The organism is Rhodococcus sp. IEGM 1302 (genome assembly GCF_030056935.1).
Lineage (GTDB): Bacteria > Actinomycetota > Actinomycetes > Mycobacteriales > Mycobacteriaceae > Rhodococcus_F > Rhodococcus_F qingshengii.
In genome coordinates, this window is sequence record NZ_JASHKY010000021.1 from 1 (window position 1) to 15370 (window position 15370).

Annotated in this window: 18 protein-coding genes; 5 read left to right on the forward strand and 13 right to left on the reverse strand. The window is 63.5% G+C overall.

Annotated features, from left to right (window positions below):
• Window positions 1-277: 277 nt before the first annotated feature.
• The 6 genes from QM609_RS22500 to QM609_RS22525 all read right to left on the reverse strand — a co-directional run bounded on the left by QM609_RS22500 (window position 278) and on the right by QM609_RS22525 (window position 4870).
• Window positions 278-472, reverse strand: coding sequence for a DUF3046 domain-containing protein (locus tag QM609_RS22500; RefSeq protein WP_003942185.1), 195 nt, complete (start codon window positions 470-472; stop codon window positions 278-280).
• A 52-nt stretch (window positions 473-524) separates the two neighbouring features.
• Window positions 525-1688 (reverse strand): glycosyltransferase, encoded by a 1164-nt coding sequence (locus QM609_RS22505; RefSeq protein ID WP_050655794.1) that lies wholly within the window; start codon window positions 1686-1688, stop codon window positions 525-527.
• Window positions 1689-1700: 12 nt separating this feature from the next.
• On the reverse strand, window positions 1701-3236 hold the full coding sequence (locus tag QM609_RS22510) for a glycerol-3-phosphate dehydrogenase/oxidase (protein WP_050655793.1): 1536 nt from the start codon (window positions 3234-3236) through the stop codon (window positions 1701-1703).
• 2 nt (window positions 3237-3238) lie between these two features.
• The gene (locus QM609_RS22515) at window positions 3239-3877 is read right to left on the reverse strand and encodes a TetR/AcrR family transcriptional regulator (RefSeq protein ID WP_050655792.1); all 639 of its coding nucleotides are present in this window, start codon (window positions 3875-3877) and stop codon (window positions 3239-3241) included.
• Window positions 3878-3950: 73 nt separating this feature from the next.
• Window positions 3951-4664: a PIG-L deacetylase family protein gene (locus QM609_RS22520; RefSeq protein ID WP_050655791.1), complete on the reverse strand. Its 714-nt coding sequence runs from the start codon at window positions 4662-4664 to the stop codon at window positions 3951-3953.
• A gap of 17 nt (window positions 4665-4681) precedes the next feature.
• Window positions 4682-4870, reverse strand: coding sequence for a hypothetical protein (locus QM609_RS22525; RefSeq protein WP_020907519.1), 189 nt, complete (start codon window positions 4868-4870; stop codon window positions 4682-4684).
• Window positions 4871-5095: 225 nt separating this feature from the next.
• On the opposite strand from QM609_RS22525, the gene QM609_RS22530 reads away from it, so the two are divergent.
• The 3 genes from QM609_RS22530 to QM609_RS22540 are packed head-to-tail and all read left to right on the forward strand — an operon-like array spanning window position 5096 to window position 6981.
• Window positions 5096-5692, forward strand: a complete 597-nt coding sequence (locus tag QM609_RS22530; protein ID WP_007735162.1) for a biotin transporter BioY — start codon at window positions 5096-5098, stop codon at window positions 5690-5692.
• Between the two features lie 6 nt (window positions 5693-5698).
• A complete protein-coding gene (locus QM609_RS22535; RefSeq protein WP_007735161.1) occupies window positions 5699-6379 on the forward strand; it encodes an energy-coupling factor ABC transporter ATP-binding protein in 681 nt (226 codons plus the stop codon).
• Window positions 6376-6981 carry an energy-coupling factor transporter transmembrane component T family protein gene (locus QM609_RS22540; RefSeq protein WP_050655790.1) on the forward strand — a complete coding sequence of 202 codons (606 nt, stop codon included), beginning with the start codon at window positions 6376-6378 and terminating at the stop codon, window positions 6979-6981. Before QM609_RS22535 ends, QM609_RS22540 begins: the two co-directional genes overlap by 4 nt.
• Before the next feature lie 39 nt (window positions 6982-7020).
• On the opposite strand, the gene pspM is transcribed toward QM609_RS22540, so the two are convergent.
• The 5 genes from pspM to pgsA form a co-directional block, all read right to left on the reverse strand.
• Window positions 7021-7866 (reverse strand): phage shock envelope stress response protein PspM, encoded by an 846-nt coding sequence (gene pspM / locus QM609_RS22545; protein WP_228233000.1) that lies wholly within the window; start codon window positions 7864-7866, stop codon window positions 7021-7023.
• Window positions 7867-7897: 31 nt separating this feature from the next.
• Window positions 7898-8710 carry a phage shock protein PspA gene (pspA, locus tag QM609_RS22550; protein ID WP_003942098.1) on the reverse strand — a complete coding sequence of 271 codons (813 nt, stop codon included), beginning with the start codon at window positions 8708-8710 and terminating at the stop codon, window positions 7898-7900.
• Between the two features lie 156 nt (window positions 8711-8866).
• Window positions 8867-9247 (reverse strand): helix-turn-helix domain-containing protein, encoded by a 381-nt coding sequence (locus QM609_RS22555; protein ID WP_003942191.1) that lies wholly within the window; start codon window positions 9245-9247, stop codon window positions 8867-8869.
• A gap of 90 nt (window positions 9248-9337) precedes the next feature.
• Window positions 9338-9835: a CinA family protein gene (locus QM609_RS22560; RefSeq protein WP_003942100.1), complete on the reverse strand. Its 498-nt coding sequence runs from the start codon at window positions 9833-9835 to the stop codon at window positions 9338-9340.
• Window positions 9832-10473, reverse strand: a complete 642-nt coding sequence (gene pgsA / locus QM609_RS22565) for a CDP-diacylglycerol--glycerol-3-phosphate 3-phosphatidyltransferase (protein WP_003942125.1) — start codon at window positions 10471-10473, stop codon at window positions 9832-9834. The genes QM609_RS22560 and pgsA overlap by 4 nt, the downstream gene beginning before the upstream one ends.
• Window positions 10474-10593: 120 nt before the next feature.
• Here pgsA and QM609_RS22570 point away from each other — a divergent pair, with 120 nt between their 5' ends.
• Both QM609_RS22570 and QM609_RS22575 read left to right on the forward strand, forming a co-directional pair.
• Window positions 10594-11118 carry an amino-acid N-acetyltransferase gene (locus QM609_RS22570; RefSeq protein WP_019748183.1) on the forward strand — a complete coding sequence of 175 codons (525 nt, stop codon included), beginning with the start codon at window positions 10594-10596 and terminating at the stop codon, window positions 11116-11118.
• 58 nt (window positions 11119-11176) lie between these two features.
• Entirely contained in the window at window positions 11177-11461 is a 285-nt protein-coding gene (locus tag QM609_RS22575; protein WP_003942124.1) for a YciI family protein, read from the forward strand.
• A 16-nt stretch (window positions 11462-11477) separates the two neighbouring features.
• On the opposite strand, the gene QM609_RS22580 is transcribed toward QM609_RS22575, so the two are convergent.
• Together QM609_RS22580 and QM609_RS22585 are read right to left on the reverse strand one after the other, a co-directional pair.
• The gene (locus tag QM609_RS22580) at window positions 11478-12458 is read right to left on the reverse strand and encodes a TerC family protein (protein ID WP_050655789.1); all 981 of its coding nucleotides are present in this window, start codon (window positions 12456-12458) and stop codon (window positions 11478-11480) included.
• 45 nt (window positions 12459-12503) lie between these two features.
• Window positions 12504-15275 (reverse strand): DNA translocase FtsK, encoded by a 2772-nt coding sequence (locus QM609_RS22585; RefSeq protein ID WP_030535561.1) that lies wholly within the window; start codon window positions 15273-15275, stop codon window positions 12504-12506.
• Between the last annotated feature and the right edge of the window lie 95 nt (window positions 15276-15370).

Sequence of the window (15370 nt, forward strand, 5' to 3'; positions counted from 1 at the left end):
TCCTTGTTTCAGTCTTCAGTGCCTGCCTGAGCAGACTCCGTCTCTTCAGCGCCTGCCTGAGCCGACCCTGTTGGTGTGTTGCGATCAGAGTAGATCCGGCCACCGACAGACTTTTCGATCTTGCTTTAGCGCTTGTCGATCACCGCGTTTGTAGGTCACCGCGTTTGTAGAACATCGAAAGTTCGCAGTTACCAAAGGAGCGTCACCACCGAACAGGTTCAGCATAGACGAACACGTGTTCGAACAGAAGATGGGAGACGTTCGACACGCCGAAGAATCAGCGGCGGGCGGGTGGTACGTCGAACTCCACACAGAGCGCACGCCACACCTCGCGAGGCTCCCAGCCTGCTTCGACGGCCTCCGCGGCAGTCATTCCGTCGAGACTCTGGAGTACATGGTCGATCAGCATCGAGTCGCCTCGTACCTGCCCGAACTCTTCGCGCACCATTTCATGAAATTCGGTCAACCGCACAGCCGCCACCGTAGTCCACAGAGCGGTGCACCTGCATTCAGGCGCAACGTGCTCACGCCGTCACACCACCGTTGACCACCTGTCGGCACACCGCCACCGGATCGATGACCTGCGACGCAGTCGCGGCAGCAGACTTCGCAGCTTCCGCGAATCGTCCGTCGGAGAGCACCTGCAGTACCGCATCGCGAATCGACTGAGCATCTGCGGGCCGCACGATCACCGACGTCCCTGCCCGCGCAGCGCGATTGGCCAACTCCCACTGGTCCCCGCCCCCGGGAACGACGACCGTCGGCACGCCGGCCAGCAGGGCCTTCGCCAACATGCCGTGCCCGCCGCCGCATACCAACACCGACGCGTCACGCAGCATCGCGTCCTGGCGTCCGAGACCTGCACGAACCCAATCAGGATGCTCACCTTCAGCCCCGTCGAGCATCGACGCGATCAGCCGCACACCGGCTCCGCCGAGTCCTTCGACCGTGCCCTCGAACATTCCCACTGCGCCGGTGTGCGCCGTGGACGGCGCCACCATAACCAGCGGTTCGTCACCTGGCGGTGGATCCAGAATCACCTCGGTCGGCTCCCACAGAAGCGGTCCGACGACGTGAGCGCGCTCCGGCCAGTCGGGGCGAGGCACTTCGAGGGCCGGAAGTGTTGCGATCAGCCGCGCTTGCGGACCGGGATCCAGAGCGGGCAGTCCGACACCGACACGGGCCTGGGATCGCTGGGCCAACCCTTGCTTGATCGAACGTCCCGTCGCTGCGCGCATCAGGGTATCGCGGAGTCGACCACGAATTCCGACGCCGGGCGCGAGCCCACTGCCGATCGGCGGCAACCCCCGTGAAGGTGAGTACAGCGGGTGAGGCGAGAGTTCCACCCAGGGGATGCCAAGTCTTTCGGCGGCCAATCCGCCTCCGGCAGTGAGGATGTCGGAAACGACGAGATCCGGGGAGACGGACTTCAGGTCGGGAAGCAGTTCGGTGGAAATATAGGCGGCGCGCGAATGAATCCGAGCGCCTGCATCAAGATCGTCGTCTCCCGGCCGCGGGGCCAAGCCCTTGAGCGGCTCGGCTTCCACGCCGGCTGCTCGCGCTGCCTCGACCCACCGGGTCCCCGTGTACAGGATCGGTTCGTCGCCGGCCTGGATCAACGCCAGCGACAACGCTATTGCGGGAAAAGCATGACCCGGGTCCGGCCCGGCAACAACGGCTACACGCACCGGATCAGAGTGTCACACCGAGTGAAAGGCCTGTTCCGCCGCACCCAGTGCGCGTTCGCGATCCGAAGCCACCAATCCGATTCTCGTCCTGCGATCGAGGACGTCGGCGACGTCGAGGGCGCCTTCATGCGACACCGCGAAATCGAACTCGGCACCGCAGATCTCCAAGTCCGCAACCGACCGGAGACGATCGCCGCTCGCCGCGGCAACGACCTCGGCCTCGGTGCCGTATCGCGCCACCAATGACGCGGGTGCCTTGATCTTCTTCAATTCCGCCGGTGATGCAGCGCCTACCAGCGGCAACGCGCGTGTCCGACATGCCCCGGCGCTCAGCGACCCGACCTCGACCGCAGCGTCGACGGCGTCTTCGGCCATCTTGCGGTACGTCGTGAGTTTTCCGCCTACCACCGTGACCAAGCCCGAGTCCGAACGGACTACAGCGTGATTGCGCGAGAGGTCGGCCGTCGAGCCTTCACCGGTGTCCAGCAGCGGACGCAGACCCGCGAAGGTCCCCAAGACGTCCCCACGGGTCAGCGGAACTTCCAACGCCGTGTTCACGGTGTCGAGCAGGAAGTCGATCTCGTCCTCGGACGCCGTCGGTACGTCAGGCACCGGTCCCGGCGCTGCTTCGTCGGTCAACCCGAGGTAGATCCGGCCGAGCTGGGCGGGCAGGGCGAAGACGAAACGGTTGGTCTCGCCGGGAATCGGCACGGTCAGCGCTGCCGTGGGGTTCCCCAATCGCGCTGCATCGAGCACCAGGTGCGTCCCGCGGCTGGGGCGCAGGGTGATGCTGGAGTCGACCTGATCAGCCCAGACACCGGTCGCATTGACCACGACGCGGGCACGCATCAAGAACTCGGATCCAGTCAACTCGTCGCGCAAGGTGGCCGACGTTCCGGATACGTCGTATGCACCGACGCGGGTCAGGATTCGGGCGCCGTGCGACGCTGCGGTTCGGGCGATACCGACGACGAGGCGGGCGTCGTCGATGAGCTGCCCGTCGAACGCGGTCAAGGCGCCTCGTAGGTTCTCCTGCTTGACCGCGGGAGCCAATTCGCGCGCCCGCGCAGCGCTGACCGTCCGTGATCTGGGCAGCACCGAAGCCGGGGTTCGCGCCGACATGCGCAGAGCGTCACCGGCCAGGAAACCGGTACGCACCAGGGCCTTCCCGAAGAACGACGTTTCGGGCAACAGCGGTACGAGTTGAGGCATGGCGCGAACGAGGTGCGGCGCGGTGCGCGTCATGAGAATGCCGCGCTCGACCGCACTTTCACGCGCTATACCGACATTGCCGGAAGCCAGGTACCGAAGGCCGCCGTGTGCGAGTTTCGAACTCCAGCGGCTGGTGCCGAACGCGAGGTCGTGCTTTTCGACCAGCGCAACACTGAGCCCACGAGTCACAGCGTCGAGAGCGACACCGACACCGGTGATTCCGCCGCCGATCACCAGGACGTCGACCGAATCGCCGTTCGCCAACTGCTCGAGTTCACGAGTACGCCGTTGTGCGTTGAGCGCTGAATCGCTGCCTGCTGAATCTAGGGGGCTCACAGCTATTCTCCCGAATTCTTGACGGGTGCCAGATAAGCAGCGACCGCATATCGAAGTTGCTCGACCGACGCATCGGAGGAAAGCTCCGGCTCGAGAGTCGGCGCAGAAATGACGACGGACTGAGCCATCAGTAGAACCATCGCCGCGATCTCGTTGACGCTTCCCTCGCGAATCGAACCGTCTTGTTGGCCGGCCGCGACAACGGATGTGATCAGCTCGAGAATCGACTTCTGGCTCGCGCCGAGCCGGTCCACGATGTAGGTCGTCAGCAATTCTTGATCAGCTTGCCGAATTTTCACGAAGAGCGGATGGTCGCGAATCTGGCCGACGACGTCACCGATCGCCTCCACGAGCAACGTGCCGGCAGACCCGTTGAAGGTCACCTCGGGCAGCACCGATCGGATCTCCCGGGTGAGCAGGTCCGCGACGACAGCTCGCGTGTCCGGCCATCGCCGGTAGACCGTCGGTCGGCTCACGCCGGCGCGACGCGAGATCTCGGCAAGTGTGGTTCGCTGCATTCCGAAATCGAGGACACACGACCTTGCTGCGTCAAGAATCACGTCGTCGATCTCGCGGCTGGGGATGCGCTGACCATCTGCCTTGCGAGGGGCAAATGAGTCATCTGCGTTACGGATTACCATCGTGTGTAACACAATACCGGACAAGTCACCGGTAATCCCGTCGGGACTTGCGATTTCTCTCGCTCAGAGATCATCAGAAATAGTACAACTCGAAACCAACTGCTCGCTCGGCGTCGAAACCAGGCTTCGGTCCGCTGACCATGTCGATCTGTGCGCGCGCCTGTTCCCGGATCGGCGTGGAACTCAGCGCCGCCAGATATCGCGCATGTTCCGCGAGCGAATCCACGGCGCGATCGACCGTCGACGTCACGTCGACGCAGTGTGTGGGAGTCATCGTATTGACCGCAACCCACCGAACACCGGGCCACGGCGCCAGTCCCTGCGCCGTCAACGAGGGAAAGATCCATTCGTTTGCTGCGTCGGCAGTTGCGTCGAGAACGCTGATCCCGAGTGCACGGTGATCTGCGCTGTTCAGATAGCCGGGGCCCCAGGTGTGGGAGAAGTTCATCGTCACCACCAATTCCGGACGGTGGCGGCGAATTGCTGCGGCGAGAGTCGAGCGCAACTCCAAGCCTTCCGCGAGACGACCGTCGGGCAGGCCGAGGAACTCCACCTCACCGACACCGACGATCGCGGCCGAGCGACGCTCTTCTTCCTCGCGGATCGGGCCGGACTCCTCGGGCGACAGACCGGCGATTCCGGCCTCGCCGCGCGTGGCCAGGACATATCGCACGTCTTTGCCGCGATCGGTCCACTGCGCCACTGCTGCGGCTGCGCCGTATTCGATGTCATCGGGATGCGCCACGATGACAATCGCGCGCTGCCAGTCCTCGGGGAAGTTTTCCATAGGGCAGATCTTGCCCGTCAGAACCGCGAAGCGGGCGAATTGTCGTCACTTCCCGACATCGCCTTCACCAGGAAGTAGATTCCGAAGCCGACAGCGCCGACCACCAGAACCCAGAAAAGCCCCTTGATCAGCGCACCGACCACCGCGAGTGCGACCCACACCAGTACGACGGCCAAAACGATCTTCCAAAACATGCTTACCTCCAACGTGCCGTTGAATAATCAGTCGAATCGGACAGGTGCTGCGTCGTCCGTAGAACCAGCCTGACAGGTCTGGCGTGACAAAGCAGCAGCTCAGCGGCAAGTTCAGGTAAAGATCAGGGTTCACCCCGAGACCGGCCCTCACGCAGGTCAGGTGTCCAACCCATGGGAGCTTGCTCCTGGCGTAAACTCGCGAAGTTCGATCCCGTATGCCGAAGGAGCACGTCCGCAGTGTCTACGACCCGTTTCCCCGCTCGCGATCTCGCGCATGTAGCCGTCTTCGCCGCACTCATCATCGCGCTGGGCCTACCCGGGTCGATCAACATCGGCATTTCCGGCGTGCCGATCACCCTTCAGTCCATGGGCGTCATGATGGCCGGCGCTCTACTCGGACCGCGCAAGGGTGTTCTCGCCGTCCTGACGGTCATTGCTCTGGGATTGGTCGGTCTACCGGTCCTTGCCGGCGGTCGCACCGCACTCGTGTCTCTATCGAGCCCGACAGCCGGATTCCTCATCGGTTGGATCCCGACGGCGTTTGTCATCGGATGGCTGACCGCCAAGATGCTGCCCAAGTACCGGATCATCGCGGGCATCGGCATCAACCTTCTCGGCGGCGTCGTCGTTCTCTACGCGTTCGGCATCGTTGGAATGATGGTCCGCGGACACATGAGCTTCGTTGCCGCATGGTCGGCCAACGCCGCCTTCATCCCGCTCGACGCCGCAAAAGCAGTCGTCACCGCGTTGGTCGCGTCCCAGGTTCACCGGGCATACCCGGCACTACTGCGCGACTCGGTGATCTCGTCGAACAAGACCGTGGTGGCGAATTAATCTCCGATGAGTGAGATCGTCTTCGAGAACGTCGGACACAGCTTCGGTGAACGAACGGTCCTGCAGCAGATAGATCTGCGACTGAGCGAGCAGCGAATCGGAATCGTGGGTGCGAACGGAAGCGGCAAGTCGACGCTCGCTCGCATGATCAACGGACTGGTCGTTCCGACGGAAGGACACGTCCACGTCAACGGCTTGGACACGGCGAAGAAGGGCCGCGACGTACGCAAGCAGGTCGGATTCGTCTTCACCGATCCCAACCACCAGATCGTGATGCCGACGGTTGCCGAGGACATCGAATTCTCGCTCCGCCGTAGCGGATTGGGCAAAGCCGAGCGCGCCGCAAAGGTGGCCTCGGTGCTCGAACGCTACGGCCTCGCCGGGCACGCCGACCATCCCACCCACCAGCTTTCGGGCGGGCAGAAACAGCTCCTCGCGCTCGCGGCCATCATGGTGACGGAACCGAACGTACTCGTCGCCGACGAACCCACCACGCTCCTCGACCTTCGCAACTCTCGGCTGATCAGCTCGGTATTCGAGTCACTCGATCAGCAACTGATCGTCGTGACCCACCAACTCGATCTCCTCGAGTCCTTCGAACGGGTGTTGGTCGTCGACCAAGGCCGCGTCGTCGCTGACGGCTCCCCCGCCGACTCCATCGATCACTACCGGTCGTTGGTCTCGTGACCACTCTCGGCGTCTACCGTCCGGGCCGCTCACTCCTGCACCGGATGCCGACGGGAATCAAGCTCTTCGCCTTGGTCGTGGCCATCCTCGCCGTCTCGATCTTCGTGCGTGAGCCGTGGCAACTGGCAGCTCCCACGATCGTCGTTGTGGCCCTGTACGCGATTGCGCGCATTCCTCCGATGACTGCAATCCGGCAGCTGCGTCCGGCGCTGTGGATGTTGCTCTTCATCGGGGCGTTCCAGCTGGTAGTCGCGGGATGGCAGCGAGCGGCCGTCGTTTGCGGGGTTCTGATCATTTCGATCGCCTTCGCGGCGATCATGGGTCTGACCACACGGATCTCCGAGATGCTCGACGCGATCACCAGATTTCTGACACCCTTGCGACGCTTCGGCATCAATCCCGAACGGATCGCCTTGCTCCTCGCAATGACGATCCGGTGTATCCCGCTGATGTTCGAGGTCATCACACAGGTGTCCGAGGCACGCAAGGCGCGAGGGCTCGGATTCTCGCTGCGATCCTTCGCAGTGCCGGTCATCGTCGGCACCCTGATGACCGCGGACGCAATGGGCGAAGCATTGGCGGCCCGCGGCGCCGACGACTGAGATGTCGAACAGTGTGCATCGATCAGGCGCGAGAGCCGATCAGTTGTACTTGCGGGTGATGTCGTCCACCTCGCCGATGGCGTCGGCAAGCGCCGAGAGCCGCTCGGCGGCCGCGTGCAGCGCCGAAAGCTCTCGGTTGAATCCCACGAGCGCCGACGGGCCGTGAGGCGCTGTCAGAGCAGCTGCCGAAGTCACCAGATCCTCGTACTGATCCAACCCCGACTGCAACTCACGGACTGCGCCGTCGATGGTGGGATCAAGAGGTTCGGTTACCTTCGGCGTCGCGGCCACAGCGCGTTCCATCGCGACGACATCCGAAGACACCGCGAACATCGCTCTCAGTGCCGAATCGGCGGTAACAGTGATTTCGTCCAACTCACCGGGGTCGATGGTGTCGGCGCGTCTGAGCACACTCAAGATCTCGAACAGCGAAGTCTCGGCGCCGATGAGGCGAGACATCGGGATGAACGCGCGAGACGACGACGGTGGCAAGCGCCGGCGAATCGGCGCCGGCGGCGGTGGGCCGGAACTCATCGAACGGTAACGGCCGACCGCGATGACGGCGGGAACCGCGAACAGTGCCGCTCCCCCGCCTGCCACGACCACCGACCACTCGGGGGCCGACGCAACAGCAAGGCCGGCCGTGCCGACCACTGATCCGCCGGACATGAAACCCCAACGCTGAGCGCGTCGACGTGCACGGGCACGTTTGCGCTCGAATTTGGCGCGCGGGTCCTGCCACCGCCGAGCGGCATCCGCCGCAGACAGTCCGACCTCGCGCAATGTGTCCGCGGTGCGTCCCAACGCTCCGAAGGCGCCGGATACGGAAACGGGAACGGCCGACCGGGGCTCGCGCCCAGATCGACCGTCTCGTGAAGAAAACATCAGAGCATCACTGCCGACATCGAGGATTCGGCTACTGCCCGGTCTGACCGGCAGCCGGGGGCTGCTTCTCGACGGACGGAGTCGCAGGAGTGGCTGCTGCGCCGCCGGAAGGCAGTGCCTCGCCCTTCATGGAAGCACGAATCTGCTCGAGGCGACTGTGCCCTGCCATCTGGACCGAGGCCTGCTGGACCTCCATCATGCGGCCTTGAACGGAGTTCTGGGCGAGCTCGGCAGAGCCGAGTGCGTCGGCGTAACGCCGCTCGATCTTGTCGCGCACAGCATCGAGGCTGGGTGTGTTGCCGGGAGCCGACAGCGTGCTGTCCATGGACCGAAGGGACTCGCTCACGCGCTCCTGCATCTTGGCCTGCTCCAGCTGGCTGAGCAGCTTGGTGCGCTCGGCAACCTTTGCCTGCAGAGTCATCGCGTTCTGCTCGACAGCCTTCTTGGCCTGAGCGGCGGCCTGCAAGGACTGGTCGTGCAGTGCCTTCAGATCTTCGACGCCCTGCTCGGCCGTCACCAACTGGGCCGCAAAAGCTTCGGCAGCGTTGGTGTACTGGATCGCCTTGTCGTTGTCGCCGGCAGCAGCGGCCTGATCGGCGAGGTTGACGGCCTGGCGCGCGTTGGCGTTGAGCTTTTCGACCTCGTCGAGTTGACGGCTGAGCTTCATCTCGAGTTGACGCTGATTACCGATCACCGACGCAGCCTGCTGGGACAACGCCTGATGCTGGCGCTGTGCGTCCTCGATCGCCTGCTGAATCTGAACCTTTGGATCTGCCTTCTCATCGATCTTCGAATTGAAGAGCGCCATCAGGTACTTCCAGCCCTTGACGAAAGGATTAGCCATTGGTTTGATCCTGCCTCCATCTGATGCGCCGCGCCGAACGCGACCCGGAGCGCGACCGTCGCGCACCGAAACAAGGGCTGCGCCCTATCTGCTCTGACCCCACCTGCTGGAAACCGGCGGTTACGTACAAAATCTATCGGTTACGGCCGGTAGTGGCTACGCCGCCGCCAACCTTCGAGCGTTCGGTGCCGGAATCACGACGCGGGTGTCGCGTGCGATAGTCGGCGAACCAGAAGCCGAGACAGAGCCGGAAGCAGACACGGCAGGTTCGGCAACCTGCCGACCAGCTACCGGAGCGCTCTTCTTCGTGGCCAGGGTCTCGCTCACGTCGACCAGCACGTCGGACAGTGGGACTGCGAGCGCATCACAGATCGCCGCCAACAATTCGCTCGATGCTTCCTTACGCCCACGTTCCACTTCGGACAGATAGCCCAAGCTCACACGCGCGCTGTTCGACACCTCACGTAGCGTGCGGCTCTGCGAAACGCGCGTACGCCGGAGACTGTCACCGATTGCCTCACGCAATAGCAGCGCCATCTCGCTCCTCCTTCATCCGTGACCTCATCGTGCATGGTCGTACGTCTTCACAATCGTCAACGTCCGAACACATCCGATTGGTTCCCGAGCCTATCGTGCCGCACGCTCTGCGACACGATCACGTAACCGCGACACGGCAGTTGCGACTGCGGTTGTCCGAATCTCCCACCGTTCGCCGCCGAGCGCGAGCGGTACGCATTCGGTTCCGTCCGGGCCGGCGATACCGAGAAACACCGTTCCGACCGGGTGTCCGTCCTGCTCACTCGGACCGGCGACTCCGGTCAGTCCGATACCCCAGTCGGCGCCGCACCTCGTCCGGGCGCCGAGCGCCAAAGCCACGGCGGTGCTCTCGGACACGGGGCCGTCCGTTGCCAGACGCTCGGGATCCACGCCCGCCAGCGTCGCTTTCAGGTCGGTCGCATACACGACCAGGCCCCCACGCAGCACCGCGCTCGACCCTGGCACGGACGCGACCGCAGCCGTGAACAAGCCAGCCGTCAGAGATTCGGCGGCGGCGACAGTCTGCCTCGCGGCGCCAAGGGCGTCGACGAGTTCGACCACTCCGAGTGCGAGCAGCGGGTCCGTCATGACTCGACTGCGCGAACTCCGGCGCGAAGCCTGATCGCCTGCACGATGTATTCGATTCCCGTCGCCACCGTCAGCACGACGGCAGCAGCCATCAGCAATCCGCTGACGATGTCCCAACTGCTCGGCAGCGGGCACAGGTAGAACCCGATCGCGACGGCCTGCACGAGGGTCTTGAGCTTGCCGCCCTTGCCCGCCGGGATGACCGCGTGCCGCAGTACCGCGAACCGCAACAGCGTGATTCCGAGTTCTCTGGCGATGATCACTCCGGTCACCCACCACGACAGGTCACCGAGAACCGAGAGACCGATCAGCGCGGCGCCGATCAGTGCCTTGTCCGCGATCGGGTCCATGAGTTTGCCGAAATCGGTGACCAGACCGTACTTCCGAGCCAATTGGCCGTCGATCCGATCCGTGATCGCGGCGACGATGAACACGCCCATTGCCCCGAGACGCCACCACGTCGAGTGTCCGCCGTCGACGAACAGAACAACGAGAAAAACCGGAACGAGAACCATTCGGACCATCGTGAGAATGTTCGCGATGTTCAGCAACGGAACCGGGTTGTCCGCGACAGGTGTGCCGTCGGACGGGCCGACGGCGGCGCGATGGGCGTCGGTCTGATCGCGCGGGGTACTCATCGGATCACCGCACAGGCGGTGAGCCGAACCCGGGACAAAGCCGAGCGGCGCGGGAATTGCGTGGGGCGGACAGGCACGCGACTTAGAATATCGGTAGGGCCATTGACTAATGTGCACCACATGACTTCGACCGCGCCGACCTATACCGAGAGCCAGTTGATCGTGCGTCGCGCGCGAACGTCGGACATCCCCGAAATCAAGCGTCTGATCGACATCTACGCCGGCAAGATCCTCCTCGAGAAGAATCTCGTGACGCTGTACGAGGCAGTCCAGGAGTTCTGGGTCGCCGAGCGAGGTGACCAGGTAATCGCTTGCGGCGCACTGCATGTGCTGTGGGCGGACCTGGGTGAGATCCGCACCGTCGCAGTCGATCCGACTGCCAAAGGCCAGGGCGCAGGTTTCCACGTCGTCGACAAACTCATCGAGGTCGCCAAGGAATTGGAGTTGGAACGGTTGTTCGTTTTGACGTTCGAGACCGAGTTCTTCCACCGTCACGGATTCGCGGAGATCGACGGCACCCCCGTCACCGCCGAGGTCTATGCGGAAATGTGTCGGTCCTACGACGCCGGCGTCGCCGAGTTCCTCGATCTGAGCTATGTGAAACCCAACACACTCGGCAATACTCGCATGCTCCTGACTCTCTGAACCGTTCAGACTCTTCACACACCACCATCTCGATCACCAGCCCCGAAAGCGGTTCACGATGTCGTTGTTCCTCGTCGAATACACCTACGCGCCCGAGAAGAACGCTCAGCGCGACGAAGTCCGTAGCGATCACCGCGCGTGGCTCGCGGATCTGGTTTCCCGCTCGATCGTCTTGTCATCCGGCCCGTTTGCAGATGGAAACGGCGCGCTGATCATCGTCGACGCCGCAGACGCCGACACCGTTTCCCTCCTCTTCACCCACGATCCGTTCGCGATCGCCGATTTGATCGAGAAGGTCCGGATCACCGAGTGGGTTCCGGTGTTGGGTCAGTTCAGCGCCTGAGAGCCCCGGCCCCGGCTTACTCCCCCGCCCGGTCGCGAGTCTTCAACAGGCTCGCGACCGTCGTCACCGCCAATACTCCGATGATCACTCCGAGTGAGAGTGCCGTGGAGATTTCCGGGACGGAGACGTGTTCACCTCCGTTGACGAACGAGAGGGTGTTCTCGTGCAACGCGTGAAGTACCAATTTCACACCGATGAACGCCAGGATTATCGAGAGCCCGTACGAGAGATAGACCAGCCTTTCGAGCAACCCACCGATCAGGAAGTACAGCTGCCGTAGACCCATCAGCGCGAAGGCGTTGGCGGTGAACACCAGATACGGTTCCTGGGTCAGACCGTAGATCGCCGGAATCGAATCGAGTGCGAAGAGCACGTCGGCAAACCCGATTGCGATGAGCGCCAACAACAACGGTGTCACGACGCGCTTGCCGTCGATCCGGGTGATCAGTTTGTCCCCGTCGTATTCCTCGGTTGTCGGCAGCACCCGCTTCACGAGTGAGATGATGCGACTGTCGCGCTTCTCCTCGGCTTCCTTCTCATGCCCGTGATCGCGGATCAGGGTGTACGCGGTGTAGATCAGGAACGCACCGAAGAGGTAGAACACCCAGCTGTACGCATTGATGGCGGCGGCGCCGACTCCGATGAAGACTCCGCGCATCACCAATGCGAGGACGATGCCTATCAGCAGGACTTTCTGCTGGAACTCTCGCGGGACGGCGAACGTCGACATGATGATCACGAAGACGAACAGATTGTCGACCGAGAGCGCCTTCTCCGTGACGTAGCCGGCGAAGTACTCACCGCCGTACGTGGTGCCCCAGATCCACATCACGACGAGGCCGAAGACGATGGCAATCGAGATGTAGACCGTCGACCAGAATGCGGACTCCCGGAACGTGGGCGCATGTGGCGTGCGGACGTGGGCGAAGAAGTCGAAGACGAACAGGCCGAGGATCACCACGATCGTGATTCCCCAAGCCAACGGCGTCACATGCACGGGTTCCTCCGGTCGTCTGTCGACGGCTTGTCCGCCGAGGTGTCCCTACTCGTCTGCAGGTGCCTCATCCGGGTCGCCGCCGCGTATCGACCACAGCAGACCGTCGAGCTCCTCGGGCTTCATGAGCACCTCGCGTGCCTTCGAGCCCTCGCTGGGTCCGACGACGCCGCGGTTTTCCATGAGGTCCATCAGTCTGCCGGCCTTGGCGAACCCGACTCGTAGCTTGCGCTGCAACATCGACGTCGAACCGAATTGACTCGTGATGACCAATTCCACGGCCTGCAGGAGGACATCCATGTCGTCGCCGATGTCGGGGTCGACGTCTTTCTTCTCCCCGGCCTTCTGTGCGGTGACACCTTCGGTGTACTCGGGCTCGGCCTGGTTTTTCGCGAAGTCGACAACCGCCGAGATTTCCTCGTCGGTGATGAACGCGCCCTGCATACGGGTCGGCTTACCCGCGCCCATGGGCAGGAAGAGGCCGTCACCCATACCGATGAGCTTCTCGGCGCCGGGCTGATCGAGGATGACTCGCGAGTCCGTCAGTGAAGACGTCGCGAACGCCAGACGCGAAGGCACGTTGGTCTTGATCAGGCCGGTGACGACGTCGACGGACGGGCGCTGCGTTGCCAGCACCAGGTGGATACCGGCAGCACGGGCTTTCTGCGTGATGCGGACGATTGCTTCTTCGACGTCGCGCGGCGCGGTCATCATGAGGTCTGCCAGCTCGTCCACGATCGCCAGGATGTAGGGGTACGGACGGTAGACGCGCTCGCTGCCCAGCGGGGCGGTGATTTCGCCGGACTTGACCTTGGAGTTGAAGTCGTCGATATGACGCACCCGGTTGGCCTGCATGTCCTGGTAGCGCTGTTCCATCTCCTCGACCAACCAGGCCAGCGCTGCCGCTGCCTTCTTCGGCTGAGTGATGATCGGCGTGATCAGGTGCGGGATACCTTCGTACGGCGTGAGCTCGACCATCTTGGGGTCGATGAGGATCATCCGTACTTCTTCCGGCGTTGCTCGGGTGAGCAACGAGACGAGCATCGAGTTCACGAAGCTCGACTTACCCGAGCCGGTCGAACCTGCCACCAGAAGGTGGGGCATCTTCGCGAGGTTCGCACTGACGAAGTCACCTTCGATGTCCTTACCCAGACCGATCACCAGCGGATGGTGATCGCGTCGGGTGCTCGGCGCGTTCAAAACGTCGGCGAGGCGGACCATTTCGCGGTCGGAGTTCGGTACCTCGATACCCACCGCGGACTTACCCGGAATGGGGGCCAGGAGGCGGACGTTGTCGGTTGCCACGGCGTACGCGATGTTGCGGGCGAGCGCGGTGATCTTCTCGACCTTCACGCCTGGGCCGAGTTCGACCTCGTAGCGTGTCACCGTCGGTCCGCGGGTGAAACCGGTAACAGCGGCATCGATCTTGAACTGTTCGAGGACTTCGCTGATCGCCTCGATCATCGCGTCGTTCGCAGAACTGCGGAGCTTGGGCGGGTCTCCCTCGATCAGCAACGTCGTCGGCGGGAGGTTGTAGTCGCCGTCGGTGACCCGATCGGTGACGAAGTGTTCCTTCTCCTCCGGCTCCGGTTCGGGTTTCGGCACGGGCTTGGCGATGGGGACCGAACGCGCAGGCACCTTGGGGCGCGGCGCCGGAGTCTCCACCACGGGCGCTGCCGCAGCCGCGACGGGCTCGTCGGGTACTGCGGTGTCGTCGGCGTTCCACAGACCGAGGACTTCGGTCTTCTTGTCTCCGGATTCGAACTCGTCCGTCGGGTAGTTGTCGATCGGTGCGCGTCGGCTGGTCCGCTTGGCGGGCTTGAGCGGCGGCTCGGCGTAGGTGTCGACCGGGTAGCCGTCGGCGTCGAACAGTGAAGGATCGTAAGCAGATTCGCCGTAGTGGTGCTCACCGTCCTCGTCGAATTCGGATCCGTAGTCGCCGTATTCATCCGAGCGATACGAGGCGCCGAAGAAGGACTGGAACTTGCTCGGCACCTCACGCAGAGTCGTTCCGGTCAGAAGGAGGATTCCGAATCCGGCGGCGATGACCAGCAGCGGCGCAGACAGCCAGACGGTGAGCCCGTTGGTGAGCGGGCCGCCCACGACGTATCCGACAAACCCTGCGCCGTTGGAGCGACCGGTGGCGTCTGTCGGTGAACCCGAGATGATGTGCCAGAGGCCGAGCGCCGGCAGACCGACCAGCAGCGATCCCATGATCAGTCGGGGCCGGATCTCAGGTTTCGGTTCGGTGCGCATCAACAGGATCGCGAGGCCGACGCCGACGATGGGGAGCACGGCCGAGGCCGCGCCGAAGATCGCCCGCACGAGGGTGTCGATGCCGCCGCCGATCGGACCACCGGCCTTGAACCAGACGCCACCGGCGATGACGACGCTGAATGCGATCAGGCCGAGCGCTATTCCGTCGCGGCGGTGGCCGGCTTCGATCTCGCCGACCTTACTGACGGTGCGTGTGGTGGCGCCGACGCCGCGGGCAGCCAGGGACCACCCGGCTCCGATTCCCTTGCCTACAGCGGCCAACGGGCTGGCCCGCTGAGAGGTTTTCGATACCGGGCGGCGCGCGGCCGACGACGTACCGGACGCCTTCTTGGGCGCCGGCTTGGAGCCTTTGCCCGACGCGGGGCGCCCACCAGCCCTGGCCGAAGTCGTGACATTTCGAGGAGTCGATACGGTTCGCGTGGTGCGCGAGGCACGAGGTTTTGCGGTTGCGCGCGCGCTCGGAGTAGAGGCTGACGACCTGGTCGATGCCCTGGACGTAGACGTGCTTGTACTGGATCCCCGGGCGCTCGACTTACCTGCCATGGAGTTCAGGCTAGTCTGTGCGACCCCATCTGGACCATCCGCAACACCAGCAACACTGGTGGCGAGTGCGAAACGTGATCTTCACAACCCGTCTG

Coding starts and splice junctions, on each gene's coding strand:
- QM609_RS22560 (WP_003942100.1), bottom strand. CDS start 9,835: ATGACGGACCCGCTGCTCGCACTCGGAGTGGTCGAACTCGTCGACGCC.
- QM609_RS22520 (WP_050655791.1), bottom strand. CDS start 4,664: ATGGAAAACTTCCCCGAGGACTGGCAGCGCGCGATTGTCATCGTGGCG.
- QM609_RS22535 (WP_007735161.1), top strand. CDS start 5,699: ATGAGTGAGATCGTCTTCGAGAACGTCGGACACAGCTTCGGTGAACGA.
- pspA (WP_003942098.1), bottom strand. CDS start 8,710: ATGGCTAATCCTTTCGTCAAGGGCTGGAAGTACCTGATGGCGCTCTTC.
- QM609_RS22515 (WP_050655792.1), bottom strand. CDS start 3,877: ATGGTAATCCGTAACGCAGATGACTCATTTGCCCCTCGCAAGGCAGAT.
- QM609_RS22575 (WP_003942124.1), top strand. CDS start 11,177: ATGTCGTTGTTCCTCGTCGAATACACCTACGCGCCCGAGAAGAACGCT.
- QM609_RS22555 (WP_003942191.1), bottom strand. CDS start 9,247: ATGGCGCTGCTATTGCGTGAGGCAATCGGTGACAGTCTCCGGCGTACG.
- pgsA (WP_003942125.1), bottom strand. CDS start 10,473: ATGAGTACCCCGCGCGATCAGACCGACGCCCATCGCGCCGCCGTCGGC.
- QM609_RS22585 (WP_030535561.1), bottom strand. CDS start 15,275: ATGGCAGGTAAGTCGAGCGCCCGGGGATCCAGTACAAGCACGTCTACG.
- QM609_RS22570 (WP_019748183.1), top strand. CDS start 10,594: ATGACTTCGACCGCGCCGACCTATACCGAGAGCCAGTTGATCGTGCGT.
- pspM (WP_228233000.1), bottom strand. CDS start 7,866: ATGTTTTCTTCACGAGACGGTCGATCTGGGCGCGAGCCCCGGTCGGCC.